This window comes from Ensifer sp. (genome assembly GCF_035999185.1).
GTDB lineage: Bacteria > Pseudomonadota > Alphaproteobacteria > Rhizobiales > Rhizobiaceae > Ensifer.
The window spans coordinates 1-14,678 of sequence record NZ_DASYHB010000063.1 but is presented as its reverse complement, the minus strand read 5'-3'; the positions used below and the strand labels follow the sequence as shown (position 1 = coordinate 14,678).

Annotated in this window: 17 protein-coding genes; 11 read left to right on the top strand and 6 right to left on the bottom strand. The window is 61.1% G+C overall.

The window, feature by feature from the left end:
• Positions 1–387: 387 nt before the first annotated feature.
• A complete protein-coding gene (locus tag VGO04_RS06740; RefSeq protein WP_327495186.1) occupies positions 388–1,578 on the top strand; it encodes a cystathionine beta-lyase in 1,191 nt (396 codons plus the stop codon).
• A 70-nt stretch (positions 1,579–1,648) separates the two neighbouring features.
• Here VGO04_RS06740 and VGO04_RS06735 read toward each other — a convergent pair whose 3' ends face one another.
• The gene (locus tag VGO04_RS06735) at positions 1,649–2,812 is read right to left on the bottom strand and encodes an FAD-dependent monooxygenase (RefSeq protein ID WP_327495185.1); all 1,164 of its coding nucleotides are present in this window, start codon (positions 2,810–2,812) and stop codon (positions 1,649–1,651) included.
• A gap of 9 nt (positions 2,813–2,821) precedes the next feature.
• Positions 2,822–3,067 (bottom strand): zinc-finger domain-containing protein, encoded by a 246-nt coding sequence (locus VGO04_RS06730; protein ID WP_327495184.1) that lies wholly within the window; start codon positions 3,065–3,067, stop codon positions 2,822–2,824.
• Positions 3,068–3,237: 170 nt separating this feature from the next.
• On the opposite strand from VGO04_RS06730, the gene VGO04_RS06725 reads away from it, so the two are divergent.
• The 8 genes from VGO04_RS06725 (at position 3,238) to VGO04_RS06690 (ending at position 10,211) form a co-directional block, all read left to right on the top strand.
• Complete coding sequence (locus tag VGO04_RS06725; protein WP_327495183.1) at positions 3,238–4,023, top strand: alpha/beta hydrolase; 786 nt, start codon at positions 3,238–3,240, stop codon at positions 4,021–4,023.
• A gap of 132 nt (positions 4,024–4,155) precedes the next feature.
• The gene (gene cysE / locus VGO04_RS06720) at positions 4,156–4,983 is read left to right on the top strand and encodes a serine O-acetyltransferase (protein ID WP_327495182.1); all 828 of its coding nucleotides are present in this window, start codon (positions 4,156–4,158) and stop codon (positions 4,981–4,983) included.
• A 99-nt stretch (positions 4,984–5,082) separates the two neighbouring features.
• Positions 5,083–5,286, top strand: a complete 204-nt coding sequence (locus VGO04_RS06715; protein WP_034796738.1) for a DUF3126 family protein — start codon at positions 5,083–5,085, stop codon at positions 5,284–5,286.
• A 290-nt stretch (positions 5,287–5,576) separates the two neighbouring features.
• The gene (locus VGO04_RS06710; RefSeq protein WP_327495181.1) at positions 5,577–5,933 is read left to right on the top strand and encodes a phasin family protein; all 357 of its coding nucleotides are present in this window, start codon (positions 5,577–5,579) and stop codon (positions 5,931–5,933) included.
• A 237-nt stretch (positions 5,934–6,170) separates the two neighbouring features.
• Positions 6,171–6,524 carry an ATP-dependent Clp protease adapter ClpS gene (gene clpS, locus VGO04_RS06705; RefSeq protein WP_327495180.1) on the top strand — a complete coding sequence of 118 codons (354 nt, stop codon included), beginning with the start codon at positions 6,171–6,173 and terminating at the stop codon, positions 6,522–6,524.
• 9 nt (positions 6,525–6,533) lie between these two features.
• A complete protein-coding gene (gene clpA / locus VGO04_RS06700; protein ID WP_327495179.1) occupies positions 6,534–9,050 on the top strand; it encodes an ATP-dependent Clp protease ATP-binding subunit ClpA in 2,517 nt (838 codons plus the stop codon).
• An 82-nt stretch (positions 9,051–9,132) separates the two neighbouring features.
• Positions 9,133–9,870, top strand: a complete 738-nt coding sequence (locus VGO04_RS06695; RefSeq protein WP_327495178.1) for an AzlC family ABC transporter permease — start codon at positions 9,133–9,135, stop codon at positions 9,868–9,870.
• Positions 9,867–10,211: an AzlD domain-containing protein gene (locus VGO04_RS06690; RefSeq protein ID WP_327495177.1), complete on the top strand. Its 345-nt coding sequence runs from the start codon at positions 9,867–9,869 to the stop codon at positions 10,209–10,211. The genes VGO04_RS06695 and VGO04_RS06690 overlap by 4 nt, the downstream gene beginning before the upstream one ends.
• An 86-nt stretch (positions 10,212–10,297) precedes the next feature.
• Here VGO04_RS06690 and VGO04_RS06685 read toward each other — a convergent pair whose 3' ends face one another.
• The 4 genes from VGO04_RS06685 to VGO04_RS06670 are packed head-to-tail and all read right to left on the bottom strand — an operon-like array spanning position 10,298 to position 13,144.
• A complete protein-coding gene (locus VGO04_RS06685) occupies positions 10,298–10,714 on the bottom strand; it encodes an HIT family protein (RefSeq protein WP_327495176.1) in 417 nt (138 codons plus the stop codon).
• 30 nt (positions 10,715–10,744) lie between these two features.
• Complete coding sequence (locus tag VGO04_RS06680; protein WP_327495175.1) at positions 10,745–11,932, bottom strand: GNAT family N-acetyltransferase; 1,188 nt, start codon at positions 11,930–11,932, stop codon at positions 10,745–10,747.
• 4 nt (positions 11,933–11,936) lie between these two features.
• Positions 11,937–12,662: a glycerophosphodiester phosphodiesterase gene (locus VGO04_RS06675; protein ID WP_327495174.1), complete on the bottom strand. Its 726-nt coding sequence runs from the start codon at positions 12,660–12,662 to the stop codon at positions 11,937–11,939.
• A 14-nt stretch (positions 12,663–12,676) separates the two neighbouring features.
• Positions 12,677–13,144, bottom strand: a complete 468-nt coding sequence (locus VGO04_RS06670; protein WP_327495173.1) for a RidA family protein — start codon at positions 13,142–13,144, stop codon at positions 12,677–12,679.
• A 145-nt stretch (positions 13,145–13,289) separates the two neighbouring features.
• On the opposite strand from VGO04_RS06670, the gene VGO04_RS06665 reads away from it, so the two are divergent.
• Positions 13,290–14,117, top strand: coding sequence for a cell envelope integrity EipB family protein (locus VGO04_RS06665; RefSeq protein WP_327495172.1), 828 nt, complete (start codon positions 13,290–13,292; stop codon positions 14,115–14,117).
• 183 nt (positions 14,118–14,300) lie between these two features.
• The coding region (gene rpsB / locus VGO04_RS06660) for a 30S ribosomal protein S2 (RefSeq protein WP_327495171.1) at positions 14,301–14,678 on the top strand (378 nt) is incomplete at its 3' end.

Genomic DNA, 14,678 nt, shown 5'->3' with positions numbered 1-14,678 from the left:
CCCCATGACAGCAGCGCCAACGAGAGCTGTCAGAATTCTTTTTGCCATTTTTAGAACCTTTTTCTGTTGTCGTTAGTTCCCGTCTGCAGCAGCGCATCCCAGGCGCGTGCAGCCTCCGCCACCCTCCTGGCGCGAGTGCCGACTATCTCATGCTCAAATTCCATGAGGGTCAAGAGAGGCGGCCGATTTTCTGGTTTTGCATGTGAAAAACTCAAAAGAAGCCAGAAAGTTAGGCAGTTTTTTGGGGGAACGGGCAGGCACTGGGCGAAAAATGGCCAAACGCGGGTGCGCGACCGCCAAAATGGCACTCCGCGACTTTTGCCACTTGACCGCCGTTGTGGCTCGTTCGAAGAGTTTCGCATTCGAATTTTGAAAGCGGAACATGCAATGGCAGACAGCGGCAATGTGAACGGTAAGGCTGGTATCAACACGCGCCTCGCCCATAGCGGTAACAACCCCTCGGACTATTTCGGCTTCGTCAATCCACCGGTGGTGCACGCCTCCACCGTGCTGTTCCCGAACGCCAGGGCGATGGAGACGCGTGCTCAGAAATACACCTATGGCACACGCGGTACGCCGACGACGGACGCGCTTTGCGATGCGATCAACGAGCTCGAAGGCTCTGCGGGGACGATCCTCGTTCCCTCCGGGCTTGCAGCCGTCACGGTGCCCTTCCTCGCCTATCTATCGGCTGGCGACCACGCGCTGGTCGTCGATTCGGTCTATTTCCCCACGCGCCATTTCTGCGACACGATGCTGAAGCGCCTTGGCGTCACCGTCGAATACTACGATCCGATGATCGGCGCCGCGATCGAAAGCCTGATCCGTCCGAACACCCGCCTGGTTCACACCGAAGCGCCCGGTTCGAACACGTTCGAAATGCAGGACATTCGTGCCATCGCCGACGTTGCCCATCGTCACGGCTGCGTTGTGACCATGGACAACACCTGGGCGACGCCGGTCTATTTCAAGCCGCTCGATCACGGCGTCGACGTTTCGATCCATGCATCCACCAAGTACCCGTCCGGCCATTCGGACGTTCTGCTCGGTACGGTGTCGGCGAACGCTACCCACTGGCCGGCCTTGACCGAGGCGATGGTGACGCTCGGGGTGTGCGTTTCGCCCGACGACAGCTACCAGATCCTGCGTGGCCTCAGGACCATGGGCATTCGCCTCGAACGGCACCAGGAAAGCGCGCTCACTCTGGCCCGGTGGCTGGAAGGGCGGGAAGAGGTCGCCCGTGTGCTGCATCCGGCATTGCCGAGCTTCCCGGGGCACGAACTTTGGAAGCGCGATTTTACCGGAGCAAGCGGCATCTTCTCCTTTGTCCTGAAAGCGGAAAGTCCCGATCGGTTCAGGGCCAAGGCCCACGCCTTCCTCGACGCGCTGAAGCTTTTCGGGCTCGGCTATTCCTGGGGCGGTTTCGAGAGCCTGGCGCTTCATGTCGGCCTCGGAGATCGAAAGGTGGCGCTGGCGCCGACCGAAGGGCCGGTCATTCGTCTGCAAATCGGCCTGGAAGACGTGCCGGACATCCGCCGCGACATCGAGGCGGGACTGGCAGCGGCGAACGCAGTCTGAGAGTTTGGGGGGCGCGGCGGTCAAGCGCGGCGCCCTTACTTGTCCTGCCACGCTGCAGCCTCAAGCCGCGTCAGCGGTTCGCGCCGTAGCCGTAGAGCCAATCGAGATCGGCAGCGAGCGCTTCCGGTCCCTTGAGTTTCAGGACGATGTCGCGGCCGATGCGAAGCGGGCCGCGGGCGTGGTAGGCAAAGTGGTTGAAGGCCGCACGGCGGCGGACACGGGCGATGCGCGGCCGGCGGGCCGCCTCGTAGCGCTTCAAGGCCTCCGGGACGTGGATGCCGTCCGAAAGGCAATCAGCCAGTTCGCGCGCGTCCTCGATGGCCATCGCCGCCCCTTGCGCCGCAAACGGCGTCATTGCATGCGCGGCATCGCCGATCAGCGCGATCTTTCGCCCATCCTGCCAGGCGCCGTCGTCGACGGTGCACAGCGGCCAATAGGTGGGCGATGTACCAGCTTCAATAAGCGTGCGGATGCCGGCGTTCCAGCCTGAGAATGCGTTCAGGCACTCCTGTAGCCGCTCCTGCGAATCCTTGCCGACCCAGACGGCGTCGGTTTCCTTGCCCTCGATGATTGCGACGAGATTGAAGCCGTCAACCTCTCGCAAAGGGTAGGCGACGAGATGGGCGCGGGGGCCGAGGAAGGCCGTTACCTGATCCGGTTTGAGAAGACCGGCGGCTACTTCACGCGATATCGTCATGCGCCAGGCGACATTGCCGGAAAAGCGCACACGACCGGAGCCGGGTACGCCGTTGCGCAGGCGCGACCAGATACCATCCGCGCCAATGATGACGTCGGGTATGCGTCCCGTCACGTTCGCGATCGCCTGCTCGTCAGGCGCATCTATCGGGCATCCGAGATGGAGCCGGCAGCGCGCTTCTGAGCCGACCGCTGCGAGCAGGACCTGCTGAAGACTTGCACGATGCATGACCGCATAGGGGGCATGCCATCGGCCGCGTGCGAAGGCGCCGGCCGAAACGCTGGCGAGCGCGCGCAGCGAAGCGCCGTCAACGAGCCCGATGCGCTCGGGTTCGTTCCAGAACGTCTCAAGGTCTTGAAGCAGGCCCAGTTCGATCAGGATCCGGGAGGCGTTCGGCGACAGTTGCAAGCCGGCGCCAACTTCCGTCAGCGCCGCCGCCCGCTCAAGGATATCGACTTCGAAACCCCGCCGGGCGAGGCACAAGGCGGCGGTGAGCCCACCAACGCCGGCGCCGACGATCGCGACGGGGCGCGACATCGTGGCTTGTCAGGCGGCCTTATGGGCGAAGAGGCAGCCGGGCGGGTTCGTTTCCGTCGCACTCAGCTTCGCATTGTAGCGGTAGAGCGTGGAGCAGTACGAGCAGACCTTCTCGCTGTCGTCGCCCATGTCGATAAAGATGTGCGGGTGATCGTAGGGAACGGACGCGCCGGTGCACATGAATTCCTTGACGCCGATTTCAATTGCCTGATGTCCGCCGTCGTTCTGGAAATGCGGGATACTGTGGCCGGCCATGTCATGCTCCGATGAATGCAAGTCTTGAAAAGTTGGCGGCACCATAGTGAGCTTTGCCGAAAAAGTGTAGCGGCAAACACGTCGCATTTGTGGTTTTTGCCGGGGTAGGGTTTCGCTCTTGAGGGCGACGAACTAGGTTGCCGCGGACCGATACTGCAGGATGATCAAGAATGGACCTCACTCCGCCGCCGTTTTCCCGCTTCAGCCACGAGGGCCTGGAGATATCCTTTTTCGACGAGGGCGATCCGTCCGGCGCGCCCATCCTGCTGATCCACGGCTTTGCCTCCAGCGCCAACGTCAACTGGGTGTTTCCCGGCTGGTTGAAGACACTTGGTGACGCCGGCTACCGGGTGATTGCGTTCGACAATCGCGGCCATGGCAAGAGCAGCAAACCGTACGATCCAGCACTTTATCATCCGCAGCAGATGGCCGGTGATGCCGTCGCGTTGCTTGGACATCTCGGCATCTCCGAGGCGCACGTGATGGGCTATTCGATGGGTGCGCGCATCTCGGCCTTCCTGGCACTTGCGCATCCCGACCGTGTGCGCTCGCTGATTTTTGGCGGCCTCGGCATCGGCATGGTGACTGGGGTAGGGGATTGGGACCCGATCGCCGACGCCCTGGTGGCGCCTTCGCTCGATGTGGTCACCCACGAGCGCGGTCGGATGTTCCGTGCTTTTGCCGATCAGACCAAAAGCGACCGGCAGGCCCTTGCAGCCTGCATTTCGACGTCGCGCGATCTGCTGGCGCCGCAGGAGATGGCGCGCATTGATGTGCCGACCTTGATCGGTGTCGGGACAAAGGATGATATCGCCGGCTCGCCGGAGGAACTGGCGGCATTGATGCCTAATGCGCGGGCGCTTGATATTCCCGGCCGCGACCACATGCTGGCCGTCGGGGATCGGGTTTTCAAGAAAGCCGTGCTCGAATTCCTGGCGGAGATCGACCGCGGCTGACCTCCCGACGCTGCGGGAAAATGCCGCGTGCGGCCGCCCACTGACATTTCGCGGAACCAATGTCGGGCCATTTAAGTCACGTGGGATTTCCCCTATAGTGACCTTCAAGGACGGACAGGAAGGAGAGCGACGATGGTCGCCAAGACCGAACTTCGCCAGGCTGATGCACTGAAGGTGATGGACCCGATCTGGAATACGCTGCGCGAGGAAGCCCGCGTGGCGGCCGAGCAGGACCCGATGCTGGCCGCCTTCCTCTATTCGACGGTGGTCAATCAGCACTCGCTCGAAGAAAGCGTGATCTATCGCATCTGCGAAAGGCTTGATCATCCTGATCTTCAGGCGAACCTTCTACGCCAGACCTTTTCGGAGATGCTGGAGGATTGGCCGGAATGGGGCGCCATTCTGCGCGTCGATATCCAGGCCGTCTACGACCGCGACCCGGCGTGCACCCGCTTCCTCGAGCCGGTGCTTTATTTCAAGGGGTTTCACGCCATACAGACGCATCGCCTTGCGCACTGGCTGTTGAAGCGCGGCCGCAAGGACTTCGCGTTTTATCTGCAGAGCCGCGCGTCGAGCGTGTTCCAGACGGATATCAACCCGGCCGCTCGGATCGGCCGCGGCATCTTCCTTGATCACGCCACCGGCCTCGTTGTCGGTGAGACGGCCGTCATCGGCGACAATGTCTCGATTCTGCACGGCGTGACGTTGGGCGGTACGGGCAAGGAAGGCAGCGATCGTCACCCGAAGATCGCCGACGGCGTGCTCATCGGCGCCGGCGCCAAGATCCTCGGCAACATCCATATCGGCCACTGCTCGCGGATTGCCGCCGGCTCGGTCGTCTTGAAGCCGGTGCCGCCGAAGTCGACGGTTGCCGGCGTGCCGGCGAAGGTCGTCGGCGAGGCTGGTTGTTCCGAGCCGTCGCGCCAGATGGACCAGATCTTGAGCAGCTTCGATATCTGAACGGAAGGGAACCGGTGTGTTGCCGCGTTCGAGGGGTTTACACCCGCCGACGCAGCATGCGAGAAGCGCCGCACAGTTAAACGGCTACGGAGACGTATTTTGAAGCCCGAAGAAATCCGCAAGCTTGAAGCCTATTTCAAGCGCACCTTTAATCAGCAGATGGTCGTCAAGGCGCGTCCGAAGAAGGACGAGTCCGCTGAAGTCTATCTCGGTGACGAGTTCCTCGGTGTCGTTTTCCGCGATGAGGAAGACGGCGAGCTTTCCTACAACTTCTCCATGGCGATCCTCGACATCGACCTCTAAGTCTGACGCAAGTCTGACTGCGGAAGCCTGAAAGCACAAAACCCCGAAAATCCCCTGGGATTTTCGGGGTTTACTATTGTTCAGGGCATTGCATCTTGCATTGAGCAAATGCCCGCCATTTTCATCTTGGTTCTTCGGCGGCCGCGAAAGAATTTTTTCCGCAGAATCGCATTTCTTCATCAAGTTGTTGCATCTGTTGTGTTTTATTGCGGCGCACACTCGTATTGACTTTTTGTGCAGTGCACATAAACTGAAGCCTCCAGATCAGGCCGTCACCAAGGAGACACCGGATGTTCAACTTCGATGATGCAAACAAAAAGAGCAAAGAAGCCATTGACGTGGCTGTAAAGAGCTATTCCGCTTGGACCAAGGGTCTCCAGGCTATCGCGACCGAAGCTGCCGACTTTTCCAAGAAGTCGTTTGAAGACGGCGTTGCGCATGTCGAGAAGCTGACCAGCGTCAAGAGCGTTGAAGCTGCGTTCGAACTGCAGACCAATTACGTCAAGGCGAGCTACGAAGGCTTCGTTGCCGAAGCGACGAAGATCGGCGAAATGTATGCCGACCTCGCCAAGGACGCTTACAAGCCCTACGAAGCGCCGGTTGCCAAGGCAGCCGCTGCCGTGAAGGCCGCTGCCGCCGCAGCCTGATCATCAGGTTCACCAAATTTTGAAGGCCGGCCGCAGCAACTGCGGCCGGCCTTTTTGTTTTTCGCTTTATAGCTGTGCGAAGCCCAAAGAAAGTTGATCAATCTTGCGCGCGGTCGTGCGATTATGATTGCAGTGCGTTGGTTCGGTCTTAAAATCTGAAAACGAACCATTAGATAAAGGGCAAGCACGCTGCGGCCATGTTCAATGGGGTCGCTGCCGTACAAGGAACTGACAAGAATGATCGCCATGCCGGTCCGGATGCAACAAGGTAGCGACGACGAAGGAAACGGCCCCAATCGCAGCACGTCCGTCATCACGCGTACCAAGCCGAAGACCAAAAAGCCGAGTTTGTATCGTGTTCTGCTTTTGAATGACGATTACACGCCGATGGAATTTGTCATCCACATTCTGGAGCGCTTCTTTCAGAAGAACCCGGAAGAGGCGACCCGCATCATGCTTCACGTCCACAATCACGGCGTGGGAGAGTGCGGCGTCTTCACCTATGAGGTCGCCGAAACCAAGGTGTCGCAGGTGATGGATTTTGCCCGGCAGCATCAGCATCCGTTGCAATGCGTCATGGAAAAGAAATGAGGAACTAACGTGCCAACATTTTCGCCCAGTCTTGAAAAGGCGCTACACCAGGCACTGACTTTTGCCAACGAGCGCCACCATGAATATGCCACGCTCGAGCATCTGCTTCTGGCATTGATCGACGACGCCGACGCGGCTGCCGTGATGGGTGCCTGCAACGTCAACCTTGAGACGCTGCGCAAGACCGTAACCGACTACGTCGATAACGAGCTTTCGAACCTGGTGACCGGTTACGACGAAGATTCCAAGCCGACGGCGGGGTTCCAGCGCGTCATTCAGCGCGCGGTCATCCACGTCCAGTCGTCCGGCCGCGAGGAAGTGACCGGCGCCAACGTGCTGGTGGCGATCTTTGCCGAACGCGAGAGTCACGCGGCCTACTTCCTGCAGGAGCAGGAAATGACGCGCTACGACGCGGTCAACTTCATCTCGCACGGCATTGGCAAGCGCCCGGGCAGCTCCGAATCGCGGCCGGTGCGCGGCTCGGACGACCATGAGTCCGAGCAGAAGCCGTCGCGCGAAAACGAAGAGGCGAGCGCCAAGAAGCAGCAGGATGCGCTCACCGCCTACTGCGTCAACCTCAATGAGAAGGCGAAGTCCGGCAAGATCGACCCGCTGATCGGCCGTCACGCCGAGGTGAACCGTACCATTCAGGTGCTGTGCCGCCGCTCGAAGAACAACCCGCTTTATGTCGGTGATCCCGGCGTCGGCAAGACGGCGATTGCTGAAGGGCTCGCCAAGCGCATCATCGAAAAGAAGGTGCCCGAAGCCCTGCAGGACGCGACCATCTTCTCGCTGGACATGGGCACTCTGCTTGCCGGCACGCGCTACCGCGGCGATTTCGAAGAACGCCTGAAGCAGGTCGTGAAAGAACTCGAGGATTACCCGGGTGCGGTGCTGTTCATCGACGAGATCCACACGGTTATCGGCGCCGGTGCCACGTCCGGCGGCGCGATGGACGCCTCCAACCTGTTGAAGCCGGCGCTGTCTTCGGGCGCGATCCGCTGCATCGGTTCGACCACCTACAAGGAATACCGGCAGTTCTTCGAAAAGGACCGGGCGCTGGTGCGTCGCTTCCAGAAGATCGATGTGAACGAGCCGACGATCGCCGACGCGATCGAGATCATGAAGGGGTTGAAGCCTTATTTCGAGGAATATCACCACCTGAAATACTCGAACGAGGCGATCAAGGCAGCCGTCGAGCTTTCGGCTCGCTACATCAACGACCGCAAGCTGCCCGACAAGGCGATCGACGTGATCGACGAGTCCGGTGCGGCACAGATGCTGTTGCCCGCCGGCAAGCGCCGCAAGCTGATCACCGAAAAGGAGATCGAGGCGACGATTGCGACGATGGCGCGCATTCCGCCGAAGACCGTCTCGAAGGACGACGAGGCAGTGCTTGCCAATCTTGAGCGGGAACTGCGCTCGGTGGTCTACGGCCAGGATCTGGCAATCGAGGCGCTGGCGTCGTCGATCAAGCTGGCGCGTGCCGGCCTGCGTGAACCGAACAAGCCGATCGGCTGCTACGTCTTCTCGGGCCCGACCGGCGTCGGCAAGACCGAAGTTGCCAAGCAGCTTGCGACCTCGCTCGGCGTCGAACTGTTGCGTTTCGACATGTCGGAATACATGGAGCGGCACACGGTTTCGCGTCTGCTCGGTGCACCTCCCGGCTATGTCGGCTTCGACCAGGGCGGCCTGTTGACCGATGGCGTCGACCAGCATCCGCATTGCGTGCTGCTGCTCGACGAGATCGAGAAGGCGCATCCGGACCTGTTCAACATTCTGCTGCAGGTCATGGACCATGGCTCGCTGACGGATCACAACGGCAAGAAGATCGACTTCCGCAACGTCATCCTGATCATGACGACCAATGCCGGCGCATCGGAAATGGCCCGGGCTGCTATCGGCTTCGGCTCTTCCAAGCGTTCGGGCGAAGACGAAGAGGCGCTGAACCGCCTGTTCACGCCGGAATTCCGCAACCGTCTGGACGCCGTCATTCCCTTCGCGTCGCTGCCGACCCCGGTCATCCACCAGGTGGTGCAGAAGTTCGTCATGCAGCTCGAAACCCAGCTTGCCGAGCGCAACGTTACCTTTGACCTTGCGTCCGAGGCGATCGCCTGGCTTGCCGAGAAGGGCTACGACGAGAAGATGGGTGCGCGGCCGCTGGCGCGCGTCATCCAGGAAAACATCAAGAAGCCGCTTGCTGATGAAATTCTGTTCGGCAAGCTGAAGAAAGGCGGCGTCGTTCGGGTGACGATCGGCACCAAGGCCGACGGCACCAAGGGCCTCCTTCTGGATGCGGTTCCCGAGACCACGCCGATCAAGCCGAAGGCGGAGGTTTCCCGGCCGGCGATGAAGGCGGCCAAGCCGAAGAAGGCCGAGGAGAAGGAAGAGGTGGGCGCCGAGCCCACAGCGAAGGCCAAGCCGAAGAAGGCGGCCGCCAAGGCGTCGTCCGATGGTGATGCCAAGAGCGGCGACGCAGCTCCTCGAAAGGGCCGCACGGTACCGAAGGTGCCGCGCAAGAAGTAGGCCATCGCAAGTGAAGTTCGACGGTGCCGGATGATCTCATCCGGCACCGTTTTTCTGAAAGAATGACAATCCGGAATAGCTGATGACGAAGGAAGACGACGAGCAATCCTCGCTCGCCTGGTTCGGGAAAGGCATGCGCGGCATATTTAGCCTGCCGGCCTTCATCCTGATGCTGTCCTTCGTCGGCTTTTGCTCGCTCACGGCACAGGCCGGAATTCCGGTGGAGCAGGTCGTGTTCATGGTCGGCATGGTCTGGGCGCTTCCGGCCAAGGTCATCCTCGTCAGCTCGATGATGAGTGGTGCAGGGCTGGCAACCGCCTTCCTCGCCGTGTCGCTGTCGTCCGTGCGGCTGATGCCGATGGTCGCCGCGCTGATCCCGGAGCTGCGCTCACCGCGCACACCGACCTGGCTGCTGCTGTTCCTGTCGCATTTCGTGGCGATCACCGCCTGGGTGTTTGCGATGGAGAAGGTGCCGCAGGTGCCCCGCGAGCGCCGCGTTGCGTTCTTTGCGGGCTTCGGCATCACGCTCGTCGTGGCGAACATGCTTCTGGTCGCCGTCGTCTACCATTTCGTCGCGGATTTCCCGCCGATCGTGGCCGGTTGCCTGTTTTTCCTAACGCCCGTCTACTTCCTCGCCTCGATCTGGCACTCGGCACGCCACCCGGTCGTCTATGTCGCGCTGCTGTTCGGGCTGATCGGCGGGCCGCTGTTCTACTGGCTGCTGCCGGAGTTCGACATTCTGCTCGCCGGCCTTGTCGGCGGCACGCTTGCCTGGTTCGTCGAGCGCCTGTGGCGCCTCCGCAAGGAGGTGGGCGCATGACATGGCACGACGGTTGGTGGGCCTATGCCTTCATCGCGATCGCCGGCTGGCTCGCAACCGATATCTGGCGGTGGCTCGGCGTGATCGCCGGCAACAAGTTGCGCGATGATTCTGAAGCGTTGAATTGGGTGAGGGCGGTCGCGACCGCGCTGGTCGCGGCGGTCATTGCGAAGCTCATTCTCTATCCGACCGGCGTGCTTGAACAGTCGCCTCTGTGGCTTCGCGTCGGATCGGTCGCGCTTGGCGCAGCTGCCTTCTTCCTGTTCGGAAGAAAGCCTGCAGTCGGGATCGCGTCGGCGATTGCATGTCTTGCGGCGGGGCTCTGGTGGTTGGGCTTTTGAGAGCCTGCTGATGCTTTGGCAAAGAGCCGGCTTTGTGCCGGCTCAAGCTGCTCACGGTATTTCTCGGCGCGTGGCCGAAGCCAGGCTTAAAGCGCCTGGCGAACCTTCTCGGCATTGGCAGCCAGCACCGCGCCGTCTTCCATCGTGCCGGAATGCGGCTTCAGCGGCACGCCGTCGCGACGCGGAATGACGTGGAAATGCAGGTGGAAGACCGATTGACCGGCGGGCGCCTCGTTAAACTGCATGACCGTCACGCCGTCGGCCTCAAAGGCTTCCTTGGCTGCGACCGCCAGTTTCTGCACCGTGGCAATCAGAGACGGCAGGGTGGCGGGATCCGCGTCGAGCAGATTGCGCGAAGGAGACTTCGGCACCACCAGCAGATGGCCCTCGGCCTGTGGCATCACATCCATGAAGGCGACAGTCGCATCGTCCTCGTAGACACGGTGCGATGGAATTTCGCCGCGCAGGATCTTGGCGAAGATATTGTTGACGTCGTAGCTCATTGTTCTTCCTCGTATATTGGCGCGGAACCGTCAGTCGTCCTGGCGCTCACCTTTGCGGAAAGGCCCGTGTTCCGCAAGAATCTCCGCCGTTTCCTCCACATCCCTGCGCTCGCGCTCGAGATAGTCGCCAACCGCGCGAGCGAGCCCGGAATGGGTGAAGAAATGGGCGGAATGGGTCGTGACGGGCATGTAGCCGCGGGCGAGCTTGTGCTCCCCTTGCGCGCCAGCCTCCACCCGCTTCAGGCCTTTCGCAATCGCAAAGTCGATGGCCTGGTGATAGCAGACCTCGAAATGCAGGAAGGGGTGGTCCTCGATGCAGCCCCAATGCCGGCCATAAAGTGCGTCGCCGCCGATGAAGTTGATGGCGCCGGCAATGTACCGGCCATTGCGGCGCGCCATCACCAGGAGGATATCGTCGGGCATGCGCTCGCCGATCAGCGAATAGAATTCGCGGGTGAGGTAGGGGCGGCCCCACTTGCGCCCGCCGGTATCCATGTAGAAGGCAAAGAACTGGTCCCAGATCGCTTCCGTCAGGTCGCTACCGGTCAGCCAGTCGATCGAGATGCCGTTTTCGAGTGCGGCCCTGCGTTCCTTTTTCAGGGCCTTTCGCTTGCGTGAGGCGAGGGTTTCCAGAAAATTGGCGTGCGAGGAATAGCCGTCGTTGTTGAAATGGAATTGCTGGTCGGTGCGATGCAGAAATCCAGCCTGCTCGAAGGCCGGTATTTCCGTCTCCGGCACGAAAGTCGCATGTGCCGATGAGGCGTCGTGTCGGCGCGCGAGTTCCTTGAGGCCGGCGGCCAGCGCATCCTGGACGGGCCTTTCCGCTTCGCCATGGGCCGTCAGCAGGCGTGGCCCTGTCGCCGGCGTAAAGGGCACGGAACTCTGCAGCTTCGGATAGTAGCGGCCGCCGGCGCGCTCAAAGGCGTCGGCCCAGCCATGATCGAAGACATATTCGCCCTGGCTGTGGCTCTTCAGGTAGCAGACAAGGCCGCCGCGCACCTGTCCGTCGGCACCTTCGAGAAGCAGGTGCTGGCCGAGCCAACCGGTTTTCGCGGTTGCGGATCCGGATTGCTCAAGCGCCGACAGGTAGGCATGCGAGAGGAAGGGATTGTAGACGCCGCCGGAATGGTCCTTCGACGCGCCGGAAAGCACGTTCCAGCGTTCTGCCGGTATGCCGGCAAAGGACTGCATTATTCTAAGGGTGACGGCGTCTGACATCAGCTCAGGAAACCAGCGCCTCCCGCGGGTCGAAACCCTCGAAGGTCATCTGGTCCGCGTGGGCGAAAGTGTAGGCTTCGGCCTGCCGGTCACGCACCGTCCAGGTGATGATGGTCTTGCCGAGGGTCCGCTCCTTGGTGATGAACGAGTTTGGCAGGTGGCCGTAATGATAGGAGATGAAGTCGAGCCCGAGCTGCATCGCCTCCTCGTGTACGAAGAAGGTCTCCGGATTGGCGCCTTCGGCGGTCAGCCCCAGCGGGTAGGGCGCGTCGAGCGCCTTCAGGTCCTTGAGCAGCCAGTGGTCGAAGCTCATCAGAGCGACGTGCCCCTGGTAGCCTTCGAGCGTATCGAGGACAGCGGCGGCAAAGCCGTCGTCATCGCCCTTGCGGCCCTTGAGTTCGATGACGAGGGGAACCTTGCCCTTCACGAGGCGCAGCATCTGCGTCAGTGTCGGCACCTTGTCCTTGGTGCCGCCGATCGCCATCAGGCCAAGCTCGCCGGCGGTGCGGGCGCGCACGTCGCCCTTGATACCGCACAGGCGCTCGGTGTCGTCGTCATGAAACACCACCGGGATGCTGTCGGCAGTGTATTGCAGGTCGCACTCGATGGCGAAACCGGCATCGACAGCGCGGGAGAAGGCCGAAAGCGTGTTCTCCCAGACGTCTTTGTTCATGTCGTGATAGCCACGGTGGGCGATCGGTTGGGCTTTCAGCCAGGAAATGTCAGCCATAGCGGGCACCCTGATCAGGCGATCTCGATGACCGCGTCGATCTCGACGGCGGCATTGAAGGGAAGTGAAGCCATGCCGACGGCGGCACGGGCGTGTTTGCCCGCCTCGCCGAGCACGGTGGCGAGCAGGTTGGACGCACCGTTGATGACGAGGTGCTGTTCGACAAATTCCGGTGTCGAGGCAACGAAGCCGTTGATCTTCACCAGGCGACGGATGCGGCCGAGATCGCCGCCAAGAGCGGATTTCGCCTGTGCAAGGATGTTGATGGAGCAGAGTTCGGCCGCACGCTGGGCGCGGGCGACGTCGACATCCTTGCCGACGATACCGGTGACGGCGACCTTGCCGTCCTCCATCGGGAGCTGTCCGGAAATATAGAGCATCGAGCCGCTGATGACGTACGGCACGTAGTTGGCGACCGGGGTCGCGGCCTGAGGGATGGTGACGCCAAGTTCCTTGAGGCGCGCTTCGATCTCTGCCGACATGGAAAGCTCCATTGTTGTCTTTTGTGTTAAAATCCTGCATTCAGGCCGGATCGCGGCGGGGCGCCGACTTTTCCAGCAAGCTCCGCCTCGCTTCTGCCGAACGCTTGTTTATAGCATTGCCGGCGAGTCCAACAGGAGGAAACGAATGTTTCGCAAAGGCTTCGGTCTTGTCACTCTGGGCAGCGTTGGTTTCGCCGTCACGACCGCCATGGGCGTTACTGCGGCGGGGGCAAGTGTCCTCGTCCCGCACCGCGCGGTGTATGACCTGGAACTCAAGGATGCGACGGATCGTTCGGGCATAGCCGGAATGTATGGTCGCATGGTCTATGAATTCAATGGTTCTGCCTGCGAGGGGTATACGGTCAGCTTCCGTTTCGTGACCCAGGTCGATACCGGCGAGGAAGTGCGTCTCACCGACCAGCAGACCACCACCTATGAAGACCTGAAGAACGGCAATTTCCGCTTTCTCACGCGTTCCTTCACCGACGAGAAGCTGGACAAGGAAGTGCGCGGTACCGCGCATGAGGAAAAGGCCGGCGTCAAAGTCGAGCTGACTGCGCCCGACAAACGGGAAGTGGAGCTTGCCGCCAGCCGCTTCCCGACGGCCCACATGATGGAAGTGATCTCGCGGGCACAGAAGGGCGAGAGCCTCTTTGAAGCGCGCATCTTCGACGGCTCCGATTCTGGAGACAAGACGCTGATCACCTCGACCTTCGTTGGAAAGTCGCGAAAGCCCACAGCCGACGAGCCGGATGCCGGGAAAGCGGGCAAGCTCAGTGGCGACAGCTACTGGCCGGTGACCATTTCCTACTTCAACGACGACAAGAGCGGCGACGCGCTGCCGATCTACCGCATGTCGTTCAAGCTCTACGAGAACGGAATCACCCGCGACCTGACGATGGATTACGGCGATTTTGTCCTGAGTGGTAAGCTTGCGGACCTCGAAGTCTTCAAATCCGAGGATTGTAAATAGCCGATCCCGTCGAAAAGCGGGTTCCAAGGCTTGATTTATCGGGCAGCAGCGGTTAAGGGGCTGCCCATTCCACACGTGAAGCAAGGGATGTTCCGGGAGAAATCCGGATCGTTCCGCCGGTGGGCCGGTCGAAAGACCATGCTCGACGCTTCGCGGAGGTTCAACCGGAAAAGGAGAAAAGGCATGGCATTGCCTGATTTTAGCATGCGTCAGCTTCTGGAAGCTGGCGTTCACTTCGGCCACCAGACGCACCGCTGGAACCCGAAGATGAAGCCGTACATCTTCGGCGATCGCAACAACGTTCACATCATCGACCTCGCACAGACCGTTCCGATGCTGTCGCGCGCCCTTCAGATCGTCAGCGACACCGTCGCCAACGGCGGCCGCGTTCTGTTCGTCGGCACCAAGCGCCAGGCGTCCGAAATCATCGCTGACGCTGCCAAGCGTTCGGCCCAGTACTACGTCAACGCTCGCTGGCTCGGCGGCATGATGACCAACTGGAAGACGATTTCGAACTCGATCCAGCGCCTGCGCAAGCTCGACGAAATCCTCGCTTCGGAA

Excerpts from the sequence above, each read along its gene's own strand:
- VGO04_RS06740 (WP_327495186.1), top strand. The coding sequence starts at position 388 with ATGGCAGACAGCGGCAATGTGAACGGTAAGGCTGGTATCAACACGCGC.
- VGO04_RS06735 (WP_327495185.1), bottom strand. The coding sequence starts at position 2,812 with ATGTCGCGCCCCGTCGCGATCGTCGGCGCCGGCGTTGGTGGGCTCACC.
- VGO04_RS06730 (WP_327495184.1), bottom strand. The coding sequence starts at position 3,067 with ATGGCCGGCCACAGTATCCCGCATTTCCAGAACGACGGCGGACATCAG.
- VGO04_RS06725 (WP_327495183.1), top strand. The coding sequence starts at position 3,238 with ATGGACCTCACTCCGCCGCCGTTTTCCCGCTTCAGCCACGAGGGCCTG.
- cysE (WP_327495182.1), top strand. The coding sequence starts at position 4,156 with ATGGTCGCCAAGACCGAACTTCGCCAGGCTGATGCACTGAAGGTGATG.
- VGO04_RS06710 (WP_327495181.1), top strand. The coding sequence starts at position 5,577 with ATGTTCAACTTCGATGATGCAAACAAAAAGAGCAAAGAAGCCATTGAC.
- clpS (WP_327495180.1), top strand. The coding sequence starts at position 6,171 with ATGATCGCCATGCCGGTCCGGATGCAACAAGGTAGCGACGACGAAGGA.
- VGO04_RS06695 (WP_327495178.1), top strand. The coding sequence starts at position 9,133 with ATGACGAAGGAAGACGACGAGCAATCCTCGCTCGCCTGGTTCGGGAAA.
- VGO04_RS06690 (WP_327495177.1), top strand. The coding sequence starts at position 9,867 with ATGACATGGCACGACGGTTGGTGGGCCTATGCCTTCATCGCGATCGCC.
- VGO04_RS06685 (WP_327495176.1), bottom strand. The coding sequence starts at position 10,714 with ATGAGCTACGACGTCAACAATATCTTCGCCAAGATCCTGCGCGGCGAA.
- VGO04_RS06680 (WP_327495175.1), bottom strand. The coding sequence starts at position 11,932 with ATGTCAGACGCCGTCACCCTTAGAATAATGCAGTCCTTTGCCGGCATA.
- VGO04_RS06675 (WP_327495174.1), bottom strand. The coding sequence starts at position 12,662 with ATGGCTGACATTTCCTGGCTGAAAGCCCAACCGATCGCCCACCGTGGC.
- VGO04_RS06670 (WP_327495173.1), bottom strand. The coding sequence starts at position 13,144 with ATGTCGGCAGAGATCGAAGCGCGCCTCAAGGAACTTGGCGTCACCATC.
- VGO04_RS06665 (WP_327495172.1), top strand. The coding sequence starts at position 13,290 with ATGTTTCGCAAAGGCTTCGGTCTTGTCACTCTGGGCAGCGTTGGTTTC.